The sequence below is a fragment of the Peribacillus sp. Bi96 genome, from assembly GCF_918698115.1.
Lineage (GTDB): Bacteria > Bacillota > Bacilli > Bacillales > DSM-1321 > Peribacillus.
Map to the genome: position 1 here is coordinate 386,143 of NZ_CAKKLV010000002.1, position 17,991 is coordinate 404,133.

Consider the following 17,991-nt stretch of genomic DNA (forward strand, 5'->3'; position numbering starts at 1 on the left):
CCCTTATTTTGTTCAATAAGATACATATACATCATTCAATAAATCGGATGCCTCTGGATACGGACTATCTTCACTGAACTTAACAGCCTGTTTAATAGCCTCTTCAACTGAATTCTCAAGAGAAACCAATTCTTTTTCCGCCAGCAGATTCTGATTCAGTAAGTAATTCCTAAATTGAACAATCGCATCTTTTTCTTGTTTATGTTCCTTTTTGTCTTCTTCTTTTTTATATTTCTGGGCATCTCCCTCGAAGTGTCCATAATTACGATAAGTAACGCATTCAATTAATGAGGGGCCTTCTCCTCTGCGAGCTCTAAGAACGGCTTCTTCAGCCGCCTTGTACACAGCCATTACATCCTTCCCATCCACCCGGACACCCGGGATATTGTAGCTTATCGCACGATCGGCTATCGTTTTACAGCTAGAAGCATAGTTGAAAGGCGTCGCTTCCCCATAGCCATTATTTTCAGCGATGAATATAACGGGTAGCTTCCAAATGGCCGCCAGATTAATCCCTTCATGAAATGTCCCATGATTATTGGCACCATCACCAAAAAAACAAACACTTACATGATCCGTCTTTTTATACTTGGCAGTTAATGCTGCACCACATGCAAGTGGGAACCCTCCGCCGACAATCCCGTTTGCGCCTAACATCCCTTTATCCAGATCGGCTATATGCATGGAGCCGCCTTTACCTTTACAAAGACCAGTCACTTTCCCATAGATTTCAGCCATCATCCCGTTAAGGTCGCATTCTTTTGCAATACAGTGGCCATGGCCTCGGTGAGTGCTCGTAATGCTGTCCTTTTCGGTTAGGTGAGCACATACTCCTACAGCTACCGCTTCTTCCCCAGCATACAAATGGACAAAACCTGGTAAAATACCCTTTGCAAAGGATTCATGAACTTGGTCTTCGAATTTTCTGATCTCCAGCATTTTTTTATACATCCAATAAGCCTTGTCCTGTGATAACTTTTGTTCATTCGATTGAACCGTTTCCATTTTCTCAGCCCCCAATCATTAATAATGAGTCAATCATATATAGTGCAAATAGCGTGCCAAAATGGAAGGTTGGTAAATTAGGACTTTATTATTTTTGAACGAGACAAAACGAGACAAAATGAGATTGATGTCTCGTTTTGTCTCGTTTATTGACCACGATTCATTCAATTATTAAAATTTCATACAAAAAAGACGGAGCTTTTTGCTCCGCCTTGGAATCTCAGAATATTTTTTTCTCATTTAACTCAATGGCTAAATCCTTGAAGAATTGAAGCGATTCAGGGTTCCCCATGGAATCTGCATTCACTACTTTATCAAACTCGAAACCTAACAACACTTTACGTATCGGGACTTCCATTTTCTTTCCGTTCAACGTTTTAGGTATTTGATCAACAGCATAGATTTGGTCAGGGATAAAGCGAGGGGATACTTGCCCTCTGATTTGTTCCTTGATTTTTGCTGTCAATGTTGCATCGAGGTTTAAACTTGGCTTAAGGACAACGAACAGCAGCAAGGAAGAACCGCGTCCAAGCACTTCCCTATCAATAACAAGGCTTTCCATAACATCGTCGATCGCTTCGACAGCCCGGTAGATATCACTAGTTCCCATACGTACACCGGAACGGTTGATGGTCGAGTCGGAACGTCCGTAAATGATACAACTGCCCTTGTCGTCGATTTTTATCCAATCACCGTGTTTCCATATCCCAGGATAGGTATCGAAATAACTCTCGTAGTATCTTGTCCCGTTTTGGTCATTCCAGAAATATAGCGGCATGGAAGGCATCGGTTTCGTAATGACCAATTCACCGACTTCATTAATCAATGTTTGACCTTGTTCATCAAAGGCTTCTGCACGTACACCTAATGCTCTTCCTTGTATCTCCCCGATTCTTACTGGTAATGTAGGAACACCACCTACAAATCCGGCACATACATCGGTTCCGCCACTGGATGAACTGAGCCAGATATCCTTCTTAACATTCTCATATACCCATTTGTATCCGTCACCCGACAATGGTGCTCCAGTTGAAAAAAGGGCCTTCAATTTCGACAAATCATAGTTTTCCTTTGGATTGATGCCTAACTTCATGGAATTCGTAAGGAATGGTGCACTTGTTCCAAAGAAAGTCATGCCTGTATCTTCAGCCAATTCCCAAAGGGCACCCATATTCGGATAAGAAGGACTGCCGTCATAAAGAACGATCTTCGCCCCATTCAGCAAACCACCCATAAGGAGATTCCACATCATCCAGCCTGTTGTCGTAAACCAGAATACCGTATCCTCGGAAGTCATGTCTTGATGCAATCTTGTTGCTTTAAAATGCTCCAATAATATACCGCCATGCCCTTGTACAATTGGCTTTGGCATTCCTGTTGTACCTGATGAATAGAGAATCCACAGCGGATGATCGAACGGAACACTTTCAAATGATAATTCCGCTGTTTCTATTAAAAGGTCATCCCATGGAATGGTATCTACTAGATTTTCTTCTAAAATCTTTTTATCTATGTAAGGAACCAATACTGTATGCTTAACAGTGACCAATTCTTTTTGAAGCTGTGATACAACGGATGTTTTATCATATACATTTCCATTATACTGATACCCATTAACCGCCAATAATACAACCGGTTCAATCTGTTTGAAACGATCTATGACACTTCTTGCCCCAAAGTCAGGTGAACAACTGGACCAGATGGCACCTATACTCACTGTTGCCAAGAAGGCTATGACCGCTTCGGGTATATTTGGCATATAGGCAACAACCCGGTCGCCGGATTTCACACCGAGTTTCCTTAATGAATGGGCGAATGAAGCTACTTTCTCTTTCAGTTCCCTCCAACTAACCTCTTTTTGTTTGATATGTTCGGAACGAAAAAAAATCGCCGTTTTCTCTCCTTGATCATTCAATAATGCATTTTCAGCATAATTAAGCCTAGACCCCTCGAACCACTTCGCACCTGGCATTGAATGTTCCGTTAAAACCGTGTCATATTTCCTATCGGCTTTTACCTCACAATATTCCCAAATTGAAGCCCAAAAGTCTTCCAGTTCATTAACTGACCATTTCCATAATTCGTGATAATCATGAAATGATAAACCCTTTTTTTCTTTTAACCATCCTACATATTGAGTCAATACCGTTTGCTCGATTTGTTCGTTTGTCGGTTCCCAAATGATTTGTCCATCTGTAAGCGATTTCATACAATCATCTCCCTTAGGTATCTAATGCATTATTGAATTTTTTTCTAATAATTGGTGGTTTAATTAAATTGTAAGGTATCCATATAAAACCGTCAATTTACACCCTATTCTCAAATGGGTTCATGGCTATGAATAGGGAGGTTAATAGAGAAACATGTTCCTTTCCCTTGTACACTTGACACATGTATCGTTCCATCCATACTTTTGATAACGCTATATGAAACCATCATACCTAATCCAGTACCTTTATTTTTGGTCGTAAAGTAAGGCTCACCTAAACGGTATATTTGTTCCTGGGTCATTCCAATTCCTTGATCTTGTATCTTTATTTGGATCGTAGTGGCAGCTTGAATTAAATGTATGTATAATTCTCCCTCATCCTTCATCGATTCTATGCCATTCTTTAAGATATTGAACAAGCACTGTTGAAATTTCTTCCTGTCCCCCAAGATATAATAAGCTTCATCTTCGAATAGGGATAACTTCAATTTTGTCCCATTATTGTTAGCCAAGGGAATGATACTGTTTACGACATGCTGAATTTCATCGGATACCCTTAATCTTTCGTTATTTTCAGGACTAATGGAAGCAAACGTCAAATAATCATTAATGACATCCGTAGCTCGATCTAATTCCTTCAGCGCAATATTCGCATAATTTATCTTTGTTTGTGTAGAAACATCTTCACTCAACATTTGAATATATCCCCTTGTAACGGTAAGGGGATTACGAACTTCATGAGATATGCTTGCAGCGAGATGACTAACGATTTGTAACTTTTCCGCTTTCACTAATTCATCGAGAACCTGAAAATTCGCCAAAATGACTTCACATAGTATGATGACAACGACGATTCCTATGACTTGGATCGTAAAATATTGTTTCCATAGACTTATACCGATAGTTAGACCAAATATTTGAGTTGAAATAAACTGTGTGAGAATGTGAACAAAAAAGATTAATGAGACACCGATGAAGATTTTTTTACTGACAGATATTCTGAGATAGTATTTAGATATAAAAAACAGAGAAATTCCAATTAATGGAAAAGTGATGCATGATATATAAAATCCATTTTCCCCCCCAGTTAAAAAACGAATAAGCAAAGTGATCACTATTAATAGGGTCCCTAACCTCCAGCCCCCATATAAACCGCCTAAAAGAAAAGGGATCCATCGAAGGTCCCAAACAAAATCCGCTTCAATGACCACTGGAAATAGCATACATAGGACAAGTGAAAGAATGGGGAAAATGGATAGGAACCATCCTTTCAATGAATCTAAACGGTACACGAACTTCACTAGATAGCTCATTTGCAATAAAAAGAGCGGAAAAAGGATAATTAAAAAGTTAATAAGTAAATCTTTTGTCATAAGATTCATTTTTACACCGAACTTTCGATATTTTTCGAAGATTTAGACAGGTGTTTTAATAATAACAAGATAAAGAATGATAAGCTAGTAAAATTATCATGCGGGACTGAAAAATAGGCAGCTAAGGCTTAGAGGTGCCATCCAAAGAAAAGAACAGGAAAAAACACTGAAACGACAAAGTCATCTCAGTGCCATAAGGAATTATTTTCATTAATATAGAGCTGATTTTGCGAGCAATGTGATAGTCGCATCATCCATCGGAGGATTATGAAGTCCTGCACGCACATCTCTATAGAAGCGTTGCAGTGGATTTTTCCGTTGTAAGCTTTTTGCTCCAACAACTCTCATCGCTTTATCGACAATCGAAATCGATTTATTGACGACAGAATATTTGACCGCACCCAATTGTTTTGATAGTTCTTCATGATCTTCGGGGTGTTGCTCCCATTTTTCAGCAACAGAGTAGAGAAAATGGTGTGCCTCGTTCAATTCAAGTTCCATTTCCCCAATTGTTCTTTGGACATTCGGAAGATCTCTGATCGGTCCCGGTAAACTATTGGGAGAATAGGTCTTTGCAAATTCCACAGCATAATTTCTGGCAGCCACAGCAATTCCCAAGTAGCAAGCAGGAATATGTAGCAGCCACGCTTCAGGCTTTCTTTTTTGACCATTGCTTTTCATGACAAAATACTTTTCAGGCACGCTGACATCATTTAACACTAAGTCATGACTTCCTGTTCCCTGCATGGAAATCATATCCCAAGTTTCTTCTATACTGACCCCCAATACATCACGATGAACTAAAAAGGTGCCTTGCTGTTCATCTTCGGGTACCCATGCGGTTACAAGAAAAATATCAAGGACGGGAGAGAGTGTAGTGAACGTCTTTCTCCCATTCAAACACCATTGTTCCCCTTTTTTGATTGCAATCGTTTCCGGACGGCCTCCACGCGTCGGGCTTCCAGTACCCGCCTCTGATGCTGCCGTGTTGATGAGAGCGCCTTTCGATACGTGATCAAACAATTCATCCATGACCTCTTTTTCCCAAGGTCTTTTTTCAGTTAAGCATAATACCGTTCCGACATGCCAGCCTATTCCCAAAGCAGTTGGTCCGCAATGCTGAGCTATTTTTTCTTGGCATAGGAGGAAATCATATAAGGAACCACCGTACCCCCCATCCTCTTTTGCTAACGTTAATTTAGGGTATCCAAATTCCTTTAACTCCTGAATGTTTTCAAAGGGAAAACCATTCGACTCATCCAGTGCTTCAGATCGACCGGAAAAGGACTGAATCGCTTCCTCTAATTTTTGTATATATTCTTTTTGCTTCTGTGTTTGAAAAAAAGACATGAAGATCATCCCTTCTGTAATAAACAATATTCCCGACCCATCTAGCAGCAAAAACAGTGCCCGCTAGAACTCCCCTTTATCATATCACTTTAGTGGAGTTTATGGTTTGAAACTGCTTATTCAGATTCATTGTCTTCATTTTTATACGCTTTGTTGGCGTTCTTATAAGCTGCCTTCGCCTGATCCATATCTTTGTTTTCAATAAAATAAGCGATCGCAGCCTGACCAATTCCATACGTGACCGCGCCGGCTACAGCCCCTGAAACGACTAGACCAGCTCCTGGAATGAATCGGACTGCTGCCCTGACACCTTCCCTGACAAGGAGACCGATACCAACATTGATCCCTAATGCTGTAATGAATTCACTCGCCGTTTTAGTATTAATGTCCTTATCCGCGATAAAACCAATGACCACAATCATCAACCCTTGAATGCCTGTCAATATGGGAAAATCGGCGAAAGGAATGGGCTCTGCACCAATTAAGCCGGCGATGGCCGTAAACGTTCCCACGATCGTCCGCGCAAATTTCCTTTTAACGAATTGGCTTTGTATCGCTTTGGCCGTCTTCAGTTTCGCTTCACTGGGTAAGGCCTCGATTAAGTAATCAGATAGCAAATCGATGTTCCAACGCATATCGTATTCAATATTTCCATTTTCATCAAAATCAATATATGAACAAATGGGAATGATGTTCAATAGTGGGATGTCACTTTCGTTAAAGCGCTTGGACATCAACGCGATGGCTTCATCAATATTCTGTTTTTTCTTAGGATTGGCATCAAAAGGCGCTTGTTTATAATGTGGCGGATCTAATTCATCCACTTGGGTGACTACACAGATAACGGGTACTTCATAATGGTGTATCTCTTTAACGATCTTGCGCAGCTTGTTCAACTCTTGTAAATCCTCTTCAATCCGTGAATCCGTTTCTTTTGCTTTAATCAGGAAAAGAAACACGTCAGGCTGTTCTTCGGTAACCGCTTTTATCAATTCATCCATCGGTGTTTCTTCTTCAAATTCTTCCGTCGGAGCTTCACTTTCCCCCAATCCGCGGGAATCCAAAAGACGTATTTTGGGCTCTGCATCACTGGGGTACCAAAGCCATTTACCCTTACCTGTTCCAGCTTTTACGGAACTGACATATTGCCGTTCCTGGCCAAACATCGCATTAATCAGTGATGACTTTCCGGACCCGCGCCTCCCGACCAGAGCAATTCGTGGTTCCCTTGCATCTACTGTCATCGTTTTAAGCTTCAAGAGCTGGTCGAGCATTTTGTTCTTTTTCGATTGTGAAATTGGCAGCTTATCTACCTGACCTTTAATGAAAGCGAATATGCTTCCCATTTCATCGTGTTTTCCTACCACCGTGCATTCCCCCTTGTTTTGAAGTGTTTTTATGTAACATTTACCCTTGAACGATTCAAGTTAAGCACGTTACTTGAATCTTCCTCACAAGCATAAGGGGTACCATTTCTGATAATGATTTAAGACTTTTCTTTTAGGAACATTACGACACTGGCCATGTATTTTTGGATTTCCTGTACTTGAAAAGCAGCGGAATCCGCAATCTGTTTGTAATGATGCTGACCTTCATCGGTAATTCGTAAATAACGTTTTGTTCGTTTTTCACTTTCCCATCTGCCAACCAGAAGTCCGTTCTCTTCCATCTCGTGAGAAAGATCGTATAAATACCCGTTAGAAGCAATCCAGCCGAATTGATTTTTAAGCAAATCGCCAATTTCCCCCATGTAAATGGGCTTTTTAGTAAAAGCCGCTTTTAATGTGACATAACGGACAAGGTCCTTCACCGATATTATTTTCGAGAAATACGACCTATATTCTTCTGGAAGTTCTTTAAGTACGGGAGGATTTTCACCCGAACCCCTCAAATCGAACATGAAGCGGTCAATGACCTTTTTCACTTCTGAAAACCTTTCCAGGAAATGCTCTTGGTACCATACATAAAGCTCGTTTCCTTTTTCCGTTATTTGATAATAATTTCTTCCCTTACTTGTGTATAATGATAAATGGTTGGATTCGACAAGCGTATTAGATATTTTACATAGATAGTCATAGCTATGCACTTTTCCAGTAAACGTATTTTTCAGGTCCTGATGAATCGCCCTTGGATAATTCGCTTTTATTCTCAAAGAATGAAGTAAAAAAATCGTTAAAAATTCTCGTTGACTTAACCCAACCGATTCTACCGTTGTCGATAATTTTTCCCCTTTCTTCACTGTCAAAACCTCCTTGATATCCTGTTATATGACTCATCCATTAAATATTTCTTCCTTCTCCCTTATTATCCTGTGCTGCCACATATTAGTAAAGTGTTTAATCCGTAATTACCTAGTACTTATTTTTGCGGATTTACTCCATTTTAGGATAAGTGTATTCAGAATATTCTGTCGAGGTTTATTATGGAATAGTCTTAACCAAAAAAAAAGAAACAGCCCATGATTAGGCCATTCCTTTTTATTGATTACTGTTCCGTTAATATGATTGGATCTTCTTTTGTAATGACGAGAGTATGTTCATATTGAGCCGAAAACTTTCCATCTGCCGTTCTTGCCGTCCAGCCATCTTGGTCCATCTTCATATGCCATGTTCCTGCATTCAACATGGGTTCAATCGTGATGACCATTCCTTCTTTTAGTCGTGCACCTTTACCTGGTTTCCCATAATGAAGCACTGTTGGGTCTTCGTGCATGGTTTTCCCGATTCCGTGTCCTGTGAAATCGCGGACGACAGAAAATTTTTCACCTTCAGCATAGGATTGAATGGCATGACCTATGTCTCCGAGACGATTTCCTGCCCGTGCCACTTCGATGCCTCTATAGAGGGCATTCTTGGTAACATCCATCAATCGCTGGGCTTCTTCTGAAACCTCACCAACTGCATATGTCCAAGCAGAATCCGCCAAACCGCCGTTAAGATTCACGACCATATCAACCGTTACGATATCGCCCTCTTTTAGAGCTTTCTTTTGCGGGAAGCCATGGCATATTACATCATTCACTGATGCGCACGTTGCATATTTGTAGCCATTATAGCCTTTTTGTTCCGGCGTTGCACCATGCTCTGCAAGATACTTGTCGACAAACTCTTCAATTTCCCAAGTCGTAATGCCCGGTTTGATCATTTTAGCGATTTCTCTATGCGTCGCAGCAAGAAGCTTGCCAGCTTCATGCATCAAATGTATTTCTCGTTCACTTTTTATTGTAATCATTTAAAATCCTCTTTCGTTTAATATCTTTTCTGATTGAGACTCCTTTTTTATCATATGCCTTTTTTTATATAAAAAGCAACCAAAAACCCGGTTAAAATCACAGGGTTAATAAATTGATCCTTTCCTTATCCATAATCATCTGATGACAAACAAAATAATTTGATGGCTAATACTTCTTCAGATCGTCTCCCGTGACTGGGGTTGTTAGCTCTGACTTAGGTTATGGCTTGATTATTATCAATCATGACCAAGACTCTCCCTGAGGAAAACCAGACGTAAATAAAAGGTGGATAGCATGTTTCGGAAGCTCTTGCTGGACAAACTCGTCATCTTACACGCCATTGGATTAGTGATTACGGTCATTGTACTAAACATTCAAATCTCTTTTTTTATAAAAAACATAGGTGACGACCAAAAGTGTAAGAATCAATATTAGTGAAATGACTACAAATAATACATCCAAACCGCCGCCATACATTACATTTTTCGCTTCAAAATATTTAAATGGTGTAAAATACCTTAAGCCTTCAATGTTCTCATTCAAATCAATAACGATTGATAACATATACGTTAGTAAAAGGATTCCAGCCGCTACTGATGCAGCCGACTTTGGCTTCTTTTTTACAGCAGCAAGTGCGCTGCCGATGACCATAAACAAGACCTGTAAAAAGAGCATTGCCGCCATTAATATCGCTATTTCACTATTAACCGCCTCTCCATCGCTGTATTTCCCTAACAGAATAATGGACGAAAGGAATGTTGCGAGATTAAAGATTATGATATTAGTGAAAGCGGCCAATAGCTTAGTTGTAATGACTTTACTTCTAGATACTGGTTTGACGAATAAAAACTCGGATGTTTTATCCCTTTCTTCTTTTGCAATAATGGTCGCTCCAAGCATTACCGCATGAATGGTTGCCATTAATAATAAATAGAGAAAAAGCATTCCATAGTAACCGCTGGCCTTCGTTAAATCTAAATCACTGAAACCCAATACAGCCCGCAACGATTTTGGAATATCTGCGATCAAATCATTTATCGATTGCCCCGATGACGAATATGCTTCATATTTAGTCATTCCTGATATCACCATAAGGAAGACACCGATGCTCCAAAATATGAGCGATTTTCGATGATACTTCATTTCTTTTAAAAATATATTCATGACCCAACCCCTCCATTTAGTGTTCCACAAGTAAAGCAAGCACTCTTAAACAGCATGTATATCCTTCTTGTTATAGACGACATAACTAGCTGCTATGGCAAGAAGGATAATAACTGCACCAACAATCAAAAATGTTGCTTCATAGCTGGAATGTTTAATGATATAGGCCGCGTCGAAATATTTAAACGGCGAAATATAACGTTTCACTTCATCACCTGTCGTATCACTGAACATTCCCACAAAGTAGAAAACAAAGACAGTGGCAAGCGAGACGGTCAGCACGGATTTGATTCTTTGGACAATAACAGAAATGATGATCCCAAAGGCTAAGAATAGGAGTTGTATGAAAAAAATTGTAAGCGACAGCAAAAAGAAAATTTTCAAGCTAAAATCATCTGTCTTGACTTGTAATGCCACAAAGCTAGCTGCCGCAAAATAAACGACATTCGTCATGACAATCGAAACAAAAGCTGCCAATAACTTGGCTGTCAAAATTTTATTACGGGTAAAAGGCTTCGTTAACAAAAAGTCCGCAGTTTTTGCAAGGACTTCCTTGCTGACAATGGAAGTGCCTAGATTCATAGCCTGGATTGCTGCACAAAGAGTAATAAACGATAATGGGAAGCTATAGAATCCTAAAATAGTAAAGAAATTTTCTTGATTAAACCCGAGTGCGTTTCTTAACGCCTCTGGATAATTTTCCAATATTCTTTTAAAATCCTCTGCATCCTCAGCAAATGAAGAATACATCGACATGAAAATAACGATGATCGCAATTAACGATAGCGACCATATGATCGTAGACTTTCGATAAGCCTTCAATTCATGCATAAAGATATTCATGGTTTCCTAGGCCTCCTTTTCGTAATAATGCATAAAGATCTCCTCAAGGTCTGGCTCTTCGATCCACAGGTTCGCGATATCGATTTCCGCGATTTTTTTCATCACCGTATTGATATTACCTCTAAATAAAAAGCTGATTACGTTATTGTTAACCTCTAATTTATTAACCCCGCCGATTTGGAAATAATCCTTGTCTAGAGCATATTTCGTCTCAATTTTAAACTTTTTATAGTTGTTCTCCTGTAACGTACTAATCTTTTCTACCGTTATGATTTTACCTTCTTTAATGATGGCAACTCGATTACATAATCTTTGAACCTCGCTAAGGATGTGTGACGAAAATAGGATCGTTGCACCTTTTTTATTCTCTTCCTCTAATAGTTCAAAGAACTTTTGCTGCATTAATGGGTCAAGCCCGCTCGTGGGTTCATCCAAAATAATAAGTTTAGGTTCATGGAGAAGCCCTTGAACAATCCCGACCTTTTTCTTGTTTCCTAAGGAAAGGTCATCAATTTTTTTATTGAGATCCAAGTCCATAATTTCCGCTAAATCTTTGATTCTCTTACTACAATCCTTTTTATAAAAACTGGCTGAGTATTTTAAAAGTTCCTTTACTTTCATATTGTCATAGTAAAAGACTTCTGATGGTAAATAGCCAATTTCCTTTTTTATTTCTGGAGCAAATCGAATACAGTCTTTCCCAAAAATCGTGGCGCTGCCGCTCGTTGGGTAAATGAGCGATAATAATGTACGAATCGTTGTCGACTTCCCTGCACCATTCGGTCCAATAAACCCGAAAATTTCACCCTGTTCAACATTAAAACTAATATCGGATATTCCTCTAGATTTGCCGTAAGTTTTGGTTAGATTTTTAATTTCTATTACGTTCATTTATCATACCTCCCTTTTTCTCCTCAGTACGCGGAATTACTAATTTTATATATGATTGATCACTGCCTTATTCGTACAAAGAATCCCTTAGTATTTCCAAGTATTCTTCCATTTCTGCCATTGTCTCATCGCTAGCGATTTGCTCCAGGGATAGGGACAATGCTTTTTCTTGCATTTGATACGCGAATCCTTCCACTGTCCAATTAATAATGTTAATCGCCTTTTTACTATCAATCCCTTTTTTAAATTTAGAAAGATCAATATCGGAAAATAATTTATTAAAGGAGCTTTCAAACAATTCCTTACCCCTGCTGTTAATGTCAATTTTCACTGTAGGGGAGGAGTCTTTATAGATTGACTTAACGAAATTTAGCATTTCAGGATAAATTTTATATATTTCAATTTTCAGCAATGCGATTTGCCGATAGCGGACAAAAATGTCTTTTTCCTCCCAATTTATATTTTCCATAATTTTTTCCATTAAAATATCGATCATATGTTCATACAAGAATAAATATAATTGCTTTTTATTCTGAAAATAATGAAATAATAACCCCTTTGATATTCCTGCTTCCTTGACGATTTCATTGGTGGATGCATTGTCATATCCCTTCTGGGCAAATTCCTTTATCGCAGCATTTATTATACGGTCTTGTTTTTCCTTATCCATGTTTAAAAATTTTGAAAACATAGGGGGAGCCCTCTTTTCTTTCATTCTAATTTTACGGTTGACCACATTAGTCAATCAAATTGTACTGCCATTGACCTCTATGGTCAATATTGTTCAAGCTATATTTTTTACAAAAAAATGAAATTGAATGTTTACTCAAATTTTCACGATTAACCTTGATAACGGACAAAGAAAGAGCCTGTTTTGAAAATGTTTCTAATCAAAAACACGCTCTACATATATTCGTTTGAATCGTTCTTTTTGATAAGACCACCACCAAAGTTGGGTACTGTAAAGAATAAACACCTATTTTTATACACATCAAAAAAGGGCCTAACAAATTAACAGTTCTTCTGAAATTAATAAAAAGATGGTTGCACTGAAAATTTCATTTATAGAGACCCATGATTAGTAATTGGGTACAGGTTCCCGTTTAAGGCAAATGAAACTCTGCCTGTTTCCTCAGATACAACCATTACAAGCGCATCACTTCGTTCAGTTAAACCTAAAGCAGCGCGATGGCGTGTTCCAAGCTTTTTGCCGCCTGATGATCTATCTGAAAGTGGAAGGACATTTGCTGCTGAATTTATCTGATTAAGACTAACCAGGACAGCACCATCATGAAGCGGATTTCCAGGAAAGAAAATTGATTCCAATAAAGAATGGGTTAACTCTGCTCTGATTGGAATACCTGGTTGAATCAAAGATTCAAGAGAATCCTCCCGTTGAATCACAATTAATCCACCATGTCTCAAATTCGACATATTTTGTACGCCAATTGTTAATTCCGGATATTTGTCAGTAAAAGGAGACAAATAACAGTTTAAATAAAAGGTTGCAGCTTTCATATCAATGTTTACAAAATTTTCTTTAATTTTCTCGAAATTTCCGAGGAGACAATAGTTTTCATCATCCATTGCTTCTAAATTATTTTGTAAAGCCATTATTACTTGGCGAATATCTTCTTTTAAAATTTGTTTCATTGGTGAAAAGTCGCAATTGGCATTATTCACAGCCATGTACCTCCCTTTTCTTCTAAATGAATTTGCCTCAAAAGTTCAGTTAATAAGGCTTGTTAAATATTTATTAATGTACTTAAAGTTTGTCTTCACGGGAATTATTTATTCATTATGGAATAAGCATGTTAAACAAAAGTAGTTTTCCATTCTTCTTTCATCTTTAACACCATCAATAATTGCTACATTTTATAATGTCATATGGGGCAAACTAAAGCCTAAAACATGTTAGAAGGTAGTTGGAAGATATTTTATAATTTGAGGTGGTATAAAATGCCTAACGTAACTGTATTTGACCGGGGAACTTTTGAAGTAGAAATGGGGAAAAAGTTAGTATTAGCACTAGAAGATAACGGTATAAATATTCTCCATCGTTGTGGAGGGAAAGCAAAATGTACGACTTGCAGAATAGAAATATTGGCAGGTGATTTTTGCGAGGTAACAAATAAAGAAAAAAAGGCTTTGGAGGAAAAAGGAATGGAAGACCATTTGCGTTTATCTTGTCAAATATATGTGAGTGGTGACATAACCATTCGACCGATCATGACTGTAGAAAACTCTCGAATTGACGCTGGACCAAGACCAGCTGACTAAAATGAACCGATATTATTTAGCGGACCATTCATAAAATCCTAACATCAAAAATATAAGCTGGAACCGGCATCAACTGGTAGATAAATGTTGAGTCAATTAAGCGGGGACAAGCATGGCCCACTAACAAACAAAAATCCCCACAAAGCATCGACAGCAATCTGTCAACGCTTGTGGGGATTTGCATACCGATTTGTAATGCTATATATCTGACTACTATTGCTATAGTGATTCAGTTAAACATCCAAACGGCTTATAATCGTTCATGTTACTTTTTTTCCATGACCGCAAAGTAATTTTCTTCATTATCAGCAAAATTAAATACTCGTCCAGAAGGCATACTTACCATTTCTCCGACCTTGATGTTTTTATCCGAAAAGTCTTTATATAATTCATCGAGATTTTCCGAGAAAAACATTAAAGAGGGTGTATTAAGATTTAATTCAGGCTGCATTTTAGCAATGAATTCCTTATTGTGGAGGATAATACTCGTTTGTGCATCCTTTGTTGGAGCAATTTCAATCCACCTTAGCCCTTGGCCGTTATCTTCTTCAGAAACTACCCTAAACCCCACTTTTTCAGTCCAAAATTTCAATGTCTCATCTTGGTTATTTACATATAACATTATTTGGCCGACTTGATTGATCATTTGTTTACTCCCTTTCCATTGGTTCTGTTTTCATTATTATTTTTTCGTTTGAGCGTTATACCAATGCATTTAACATACAACTACTTATTTAAATTATACCAAATGTGAGATTTAGTAAATTTTTACCATAACCCATAACTTCTAGGTTATTCAATTAAAAACGCGCCACCGTTTTTTCTTTGAAACCTTCCCAACTTGTTGCTTTAGAAACAGGACACTTTCAAAGGCTCCTCATGTTTATAGATACTTGTCTGAGAACTTATCTGCCATTGCTCCGCTAATCAATTCACTTACAAATATTGCTTAATCATTTCTTCTACATATGATAACAAATCTGGGTACGTCGATTTTGCTGTCATATATTGCGCTACCTCCGTTAAAGGTAATATAGCGATATCTTCCTTTTTGGAGTAAAGAACTGTCTCTTCTTTAATGGCTCTAGGTATTCCATCAAGTATAGAGGAATAATGAAATACAGAATCAAACTCATACCATTTATAATCCTTTTTGATTTCACTTTTTATTACTTCTCCAATATATGCACCGGTTCGTATCACTAACGTATCAAAATGAGCAAGTAACAGTGACTTCCCCGTTTCAGTAGTCAGTAATCTTTTCGTATAAACATCCATATAACGAATGCTTTCAATAGTGAAGTCTAAATTTCTTTTCGATAGGTTTTCTTGATCCCAAGTATCTTTTGATACATCCAGATACATAAGTTTAGCCATACCCTTTAAATCATTTGTAATTAATTTTGTTTTATTTAAGAAACCGAACATACTTTGTAATTTCTCCCCATTAACTATCCAATCGTTAAACCCATTATAATTATACCTCTTTTTAAAGGAGTCTTCCCTGAAAATAAGCAAAATTGCTATTTATTGTAGAATTTGCAGGACTTTTCAATTTTCCATAGAACAACTATACAGAGTATTGAATCAAAGGGGAGTGAAATATGTTTCTATCGAAAGAAGGTTTGCTAGATATATGGGAAGGAAACAGGAGATTGACAATCCGGGCGATTGAAGCTTTTCCTGAAGAGGAATTATTTCACTATACACCTGTTGAGAAACTTCGTCCTTTTGCAGTGATGGTTAAAGAAATTATGAACATTGAGAGAGCTTATATACGTGGAATTGCTCTTAACGAATGGGAATTTCAAGATTCATTTGCTTCAATTTCTAAAAAAGACGATCTACTGAAAGCATGTGAGAAAGTAAGGGAAGAGACTAGAAAGATGTGGCAGGAAATTACCGAGGAAACACTCGAAGTGGTTGAAAAGGATCCATTTTTCGGACCAGCACAAAGCCATTTTTCGAGACTTCAATATGCCTTGGAAAATGAGATCCATCATAGGGGACAGGGTTTTATCTATCTTAGAACACTTGGGATTGAACCACCGGAATTTTTCGTCAGGGAATAGTCTAATTCATAAGCATATTTGAACATGAAGCGAGTCTATTAAAAGCAACTTAATATCTTTGTGAATCATTTATAAAAAAAAGTGAAAACTTAGGAATTCAAGAAACTATATTTGTTTAGGAGTGAGTTAAATGTCAGTTGATGCATATCTTAATTTTAATGGAAATTGTCGTAACGCAGTCGAGTTCTACGCACAGGTTTTCGGAACGGAAACACCACAAATCATGACCTTTGGAGAAACACCACCTAGCCCTGAATTTCCCCTGCCAGATGAAGCAAAAAATTTAGTCATGCATACAAGGCTGAATATTAATGGAAGCAATGTCATGTTTTCGGATGTGTTTCCTGGTATGCCTTTTATTGAAGGAAATAATATCAGCCTTGCATTTGTTTCTAATGATTTGGATGAGATTATATCGGTCTTTAATAAACTTAAGGAAGGCGGCACGGTCGGAATGGATCTTCAAGAAACATTCTGGAGTAAACTATATGGTCAGTTAACGGATAAATTTGGGATTAATTGGCAATTCAACGTTGGTAGCTAAGAAAAGTACATGAAACTTTTTTGAGGCATCTGCAATATGGATATGGGGCTTTTCACTGGTGAAAAGCTTCTATATCCTTTTTGTAATTTCCATCAACATGATGCAAAGATGCCTGATACTAGCATATAAAAAAATAACTTTTCGTTAATCTATAGAGATGACATGATGGGGCTGCTATATAAAGGCCTTTAAAATAGAGGGATTTGATAAAAGAAGGGTTAGTAAAAGATGAATAACACAAAACATTTATGACTTCAGCAATCCTTATTGTCATCGTTTTCTTGGTTCATGATTAATGGTGTATAGTATTAGGGTACATTCAAGATATTTAATCTTATCGAATAAATCCTCATATACTGATACCCCCTATTACAGCAGGGTATACTTATTAAAAGCGTATTAAACATGTAAACCGAAAAGGAGAAATTATGAAAAATAAAATTCAAAAAATCACAACAAACTTGTGGTTTGATACACAAGCTGAAGAGGCGTCGAAGTTCTACACTTCTATTTTCGAAAATTCTAAGATCGGAAGAATCACTCGCTATGGAAATGAAGGAAATCAAATCCACGGAATGCCAGAGGGATCAGTAATGACCGTTGAATTTGAACTAGAAGGACAATCATTCGTAGCGCTAAATGGCGGTCCGCAATTCAGATTTACAGAGGCAATATCTTTTATCATCCATTGCGAGGATCAAGAAGATCTGGACTATTATTGGGAAAAACTCTCAGAAGGCGGAGATGAAAAGGCGCAAGTCTGCGGTTGGCTGAAAGATCAATTTGGTGTGTCATGGCAAATTGTCCCTGCGAATCTATCCGAGATGGTGAACGAATCCAATCATGAAAAATCGGAAAGTGTTATGAAAGCACTGCTCCAAATGAAGAAAATTGACATAAAAACTTTAATGCAGGCATACAAGGAATAAGATCCAAGAAATAATCTTGTAGGTTGTGCTATTAAGTTGTAATTCCTATTAGAAAAGAAAAATCTTTCAAAGTATACATGTAAAATGATTTAGATAGCT

18 protein-coding genes are annotated in these 17,991 nt (G+C 37.8%); 4 read left to right on the forward strand and 14 right to left on the reverse strand.

The annotated features are described in order from the left end of the window. Positions 1-12: 12 nt before the first annotated feature. The 12 genes from LQ203_RS04265 to cdaS form a co-directional block, all read right to left on the reverse strand. On the reverse strand, positions 13-1,005 hold the full coding sequence (locus LQ203_RS04265; protein WP_230155984.1) for a thiamine pyrophosphate-dependent dehydrogenase E1 component subunit alpha: 993 nt from the start codon (positions 1,003-1,005) through the stop codon (positions 13-15). A 220-nt stretch (positions 1,006-1,225) separates the two neighbouring features. Continuing rightward, complete coding sequence (locus LQ203_RS04270; RefSeq protein WP_230155985.1) at positions 1,226-3,214, reverse strand: acetoacetate--CoA ligase; 1,989 nt, start codon at positions 3,212-3,214, stop codon at positions 1,226-1,228. A 110-nt stretch (positions 3,215-3,324) separates the two neighbouring features. After that, positions 3,325-4,515 (reverse strand): sensor histidine kinase, encoded by a 1,191-nt coding sequence (locus LQ203_RS04275; RefSeq protein WP_230155987.1) that lies wholly within the window; start codon positions 4,513-4,515, stop codon positions 3,325-3,327. A 282-nt stretch (positions 4,516-4,797) separates the two neighbouring features. Next, on the reverse strand, positions 4,798-5,937 hold the full coding sequence (locus LQ203_RS04280) for an acyl-CoA dehydrogenase family protein (RefSeq protein ID WP_230155990.1): 1,140 nt from the start codon (positions 5,935-5,937) through the stop codon (positions 4,798-4,800). 116 nt (positions 5,938-6,053) lie between these two features. Further along, positions 6,054-7,304 (reverse strand): GTPase, encoded by a 1,251-nt coding sequence (locus tag LQ203_RS04285; RefSeq protein WP_230155993.1) that lies wholly within the window; start codon positions 7,302-7,304, stop codon positions 6,054-6,056. A gap of 119 nt (positions 7,305-7,423) precedes the next feature. Then, positions 7,424-8,176, reverse strand: coding sequence for a helix-turn-helix transcriptional regulator (locus LQ203_RS04290; RefSeq protein WP_230155995.1), 753 nt, complete (start codon positions 8,174-8,176; stop codon positions 7,424-7,426). A 245-nt stretch (positions 8,177-8,421) separates the two neighbouring features. Then, positions 8,422-9,168 carry a type I methionyl aminopeptidase gene (gene map, locus LQ203_RS04295; RefSeq protein WP_230155997.1) on the reverse strand — a complete coding sequence of 249 codons (747 nt, stop codon included), beginning with the start codon at positions 9,166-9,168 and terminating at the stop codon, positions 8,422-8,424. A 367-nt stretch (positions 9,169-9,535) separates the two neighbouring features. Further along, positions 9,536-10,333, reverse strand: a complete 798-nt coding sequence (locus LQ203_RS04300) for an ABC transporter permease subunit (protein ID WP_230155999.1) — start codon at positions 10,331-10,333, stop codon at positions 9,536-9,538. Positions 10,334-10,378: 45 nt separating this feature from the next. Continuing rightward, complete coding sequence (locus LQ203_RS04305; protein WP_230156001.1) at positions 10,379-11,176, reverse strand: ABC transporter permease subunit; 798 nt, start codon at positions 11,174-11,176, stop codon at positions 10,379-10,381. A 6-nt stretch (positions 11,177-11,182) separates the two neighbouring features. Beyond that, complete coding sequence (locus LQ203_RS04310) at positions 11,183-12,067, reverse strand: ABC transporter ATP-binding protein (RefSeq protein ID WP_230156003.1); 885 nt, start codon at positions 12,065-12,067, stop codon at positions 11,183-11,185. Positions 12,068-12,134: 67 nt separating this feature from the next. Beyond that, positions 12,135-12,758, reverse strand: a complete 624-nt coding sequence (locus LQ203_RS04315; protein ID WP_230156006.1) for a TetR/AcrR family transcriptional regulator — start codon at positions 12,756-12,758, stop codon at positions 12,135-12,137. Positions 12,759-13,129: 371 nt separating this feature from the next. Then, complete coding sequence (gene cdaS / locus LQ203_RS04320) at positions 13,130-13,750, reverse strand: sporulation-specific diadenylate cyclase CdaS (RefSeq protein ID WP_230156008.1); 621 nt, start codon at positions 13,748-13,750, stop codon at positions 13,130-13,132. Between the two features lie 276 nt (positions 13,751-14,026). Between cdaS and LQ203_RS04325 the strand changes: the two genes are divergently transcribed. Beyond that, a complete protein-coding gene (locus LQ203_RS04325; RefSeq protein ID WP_230156013.1) occupies positions 14,027-14,347 on the forward strand; it encodes a 2Fe-2S iron-sulfur cluster-binding protein in 321 nt (106 codons plus the stop codon). A 265-nt stretch (positions 14,348-14,612) separates the two neighbouring features. Here the strand turns inward: LQ203_RS04325 and LQ203_RS04330 are convergent, their stop codons facing one another. After that, entirely contained in the window at positions 14,613-14,993 is a 381-nt protein-coding gene (locus LQ203_RS04330) for a VOC family protein (RefSeq protein ID WP_230156014.1), read from the reverse strand. A gap of 290 nt (positions 14,994-15,283) precedes the next feature. After that, entirely contained in the window at positions 15,284-15,775 is a 492-nt protein-coding gene (locus LQ203_RS04335; protein WP_230156017.1) for a hypothetical protein, read from the reverse strand. 176 nt (positions 15,776-15,951) lie between these two features. On the opposite strand from LQ203_RS04335, the gene LQ203_RS04340 reads away from it, so the two are divergent. The 3 genes from LQ203_RS04340 to LQ203_RS04350 all read left to right on the forward strand — a co-directional run bounded on the left by LQ203_RS04340 (position 15,952) and on the right by LQ203_RS04350 (position 17,892). After that, positions 15,952-16,419 (forward strand): DinB family protein, encoded by a 468-nt coding sequence (locus LQ203_RS04340; protein WP_230156018.1) that lies wholly within the window; start codon positions 15,952-15,954, stop codon positions 16,417-16,419. 130 nt (positions 16,420-16,549) lie between these two features. After that, complete coding sequence (locus LQ203_RS04345; RefSeq protein ID WP_230156020.1) at positions 16,550-16,963, forward strand: VOC family protein; 414 nt, start codon at positions 16,550-16,552, stop codon at positions 16,961-16,963. 428 nt (positions 16,964-17,391) lie between these two features. Next, a complete protein-coding gene (locus tag LQ203_RS04350; RefSeq protein WP_230156022.1) occupies positions 17,392-17,892 on the forward strand; it encodes a VOC family protein in 501 nt (166 codons plus the stop codon). Positions 17,893-17,991: the final 99 nt, after the last annotated feature.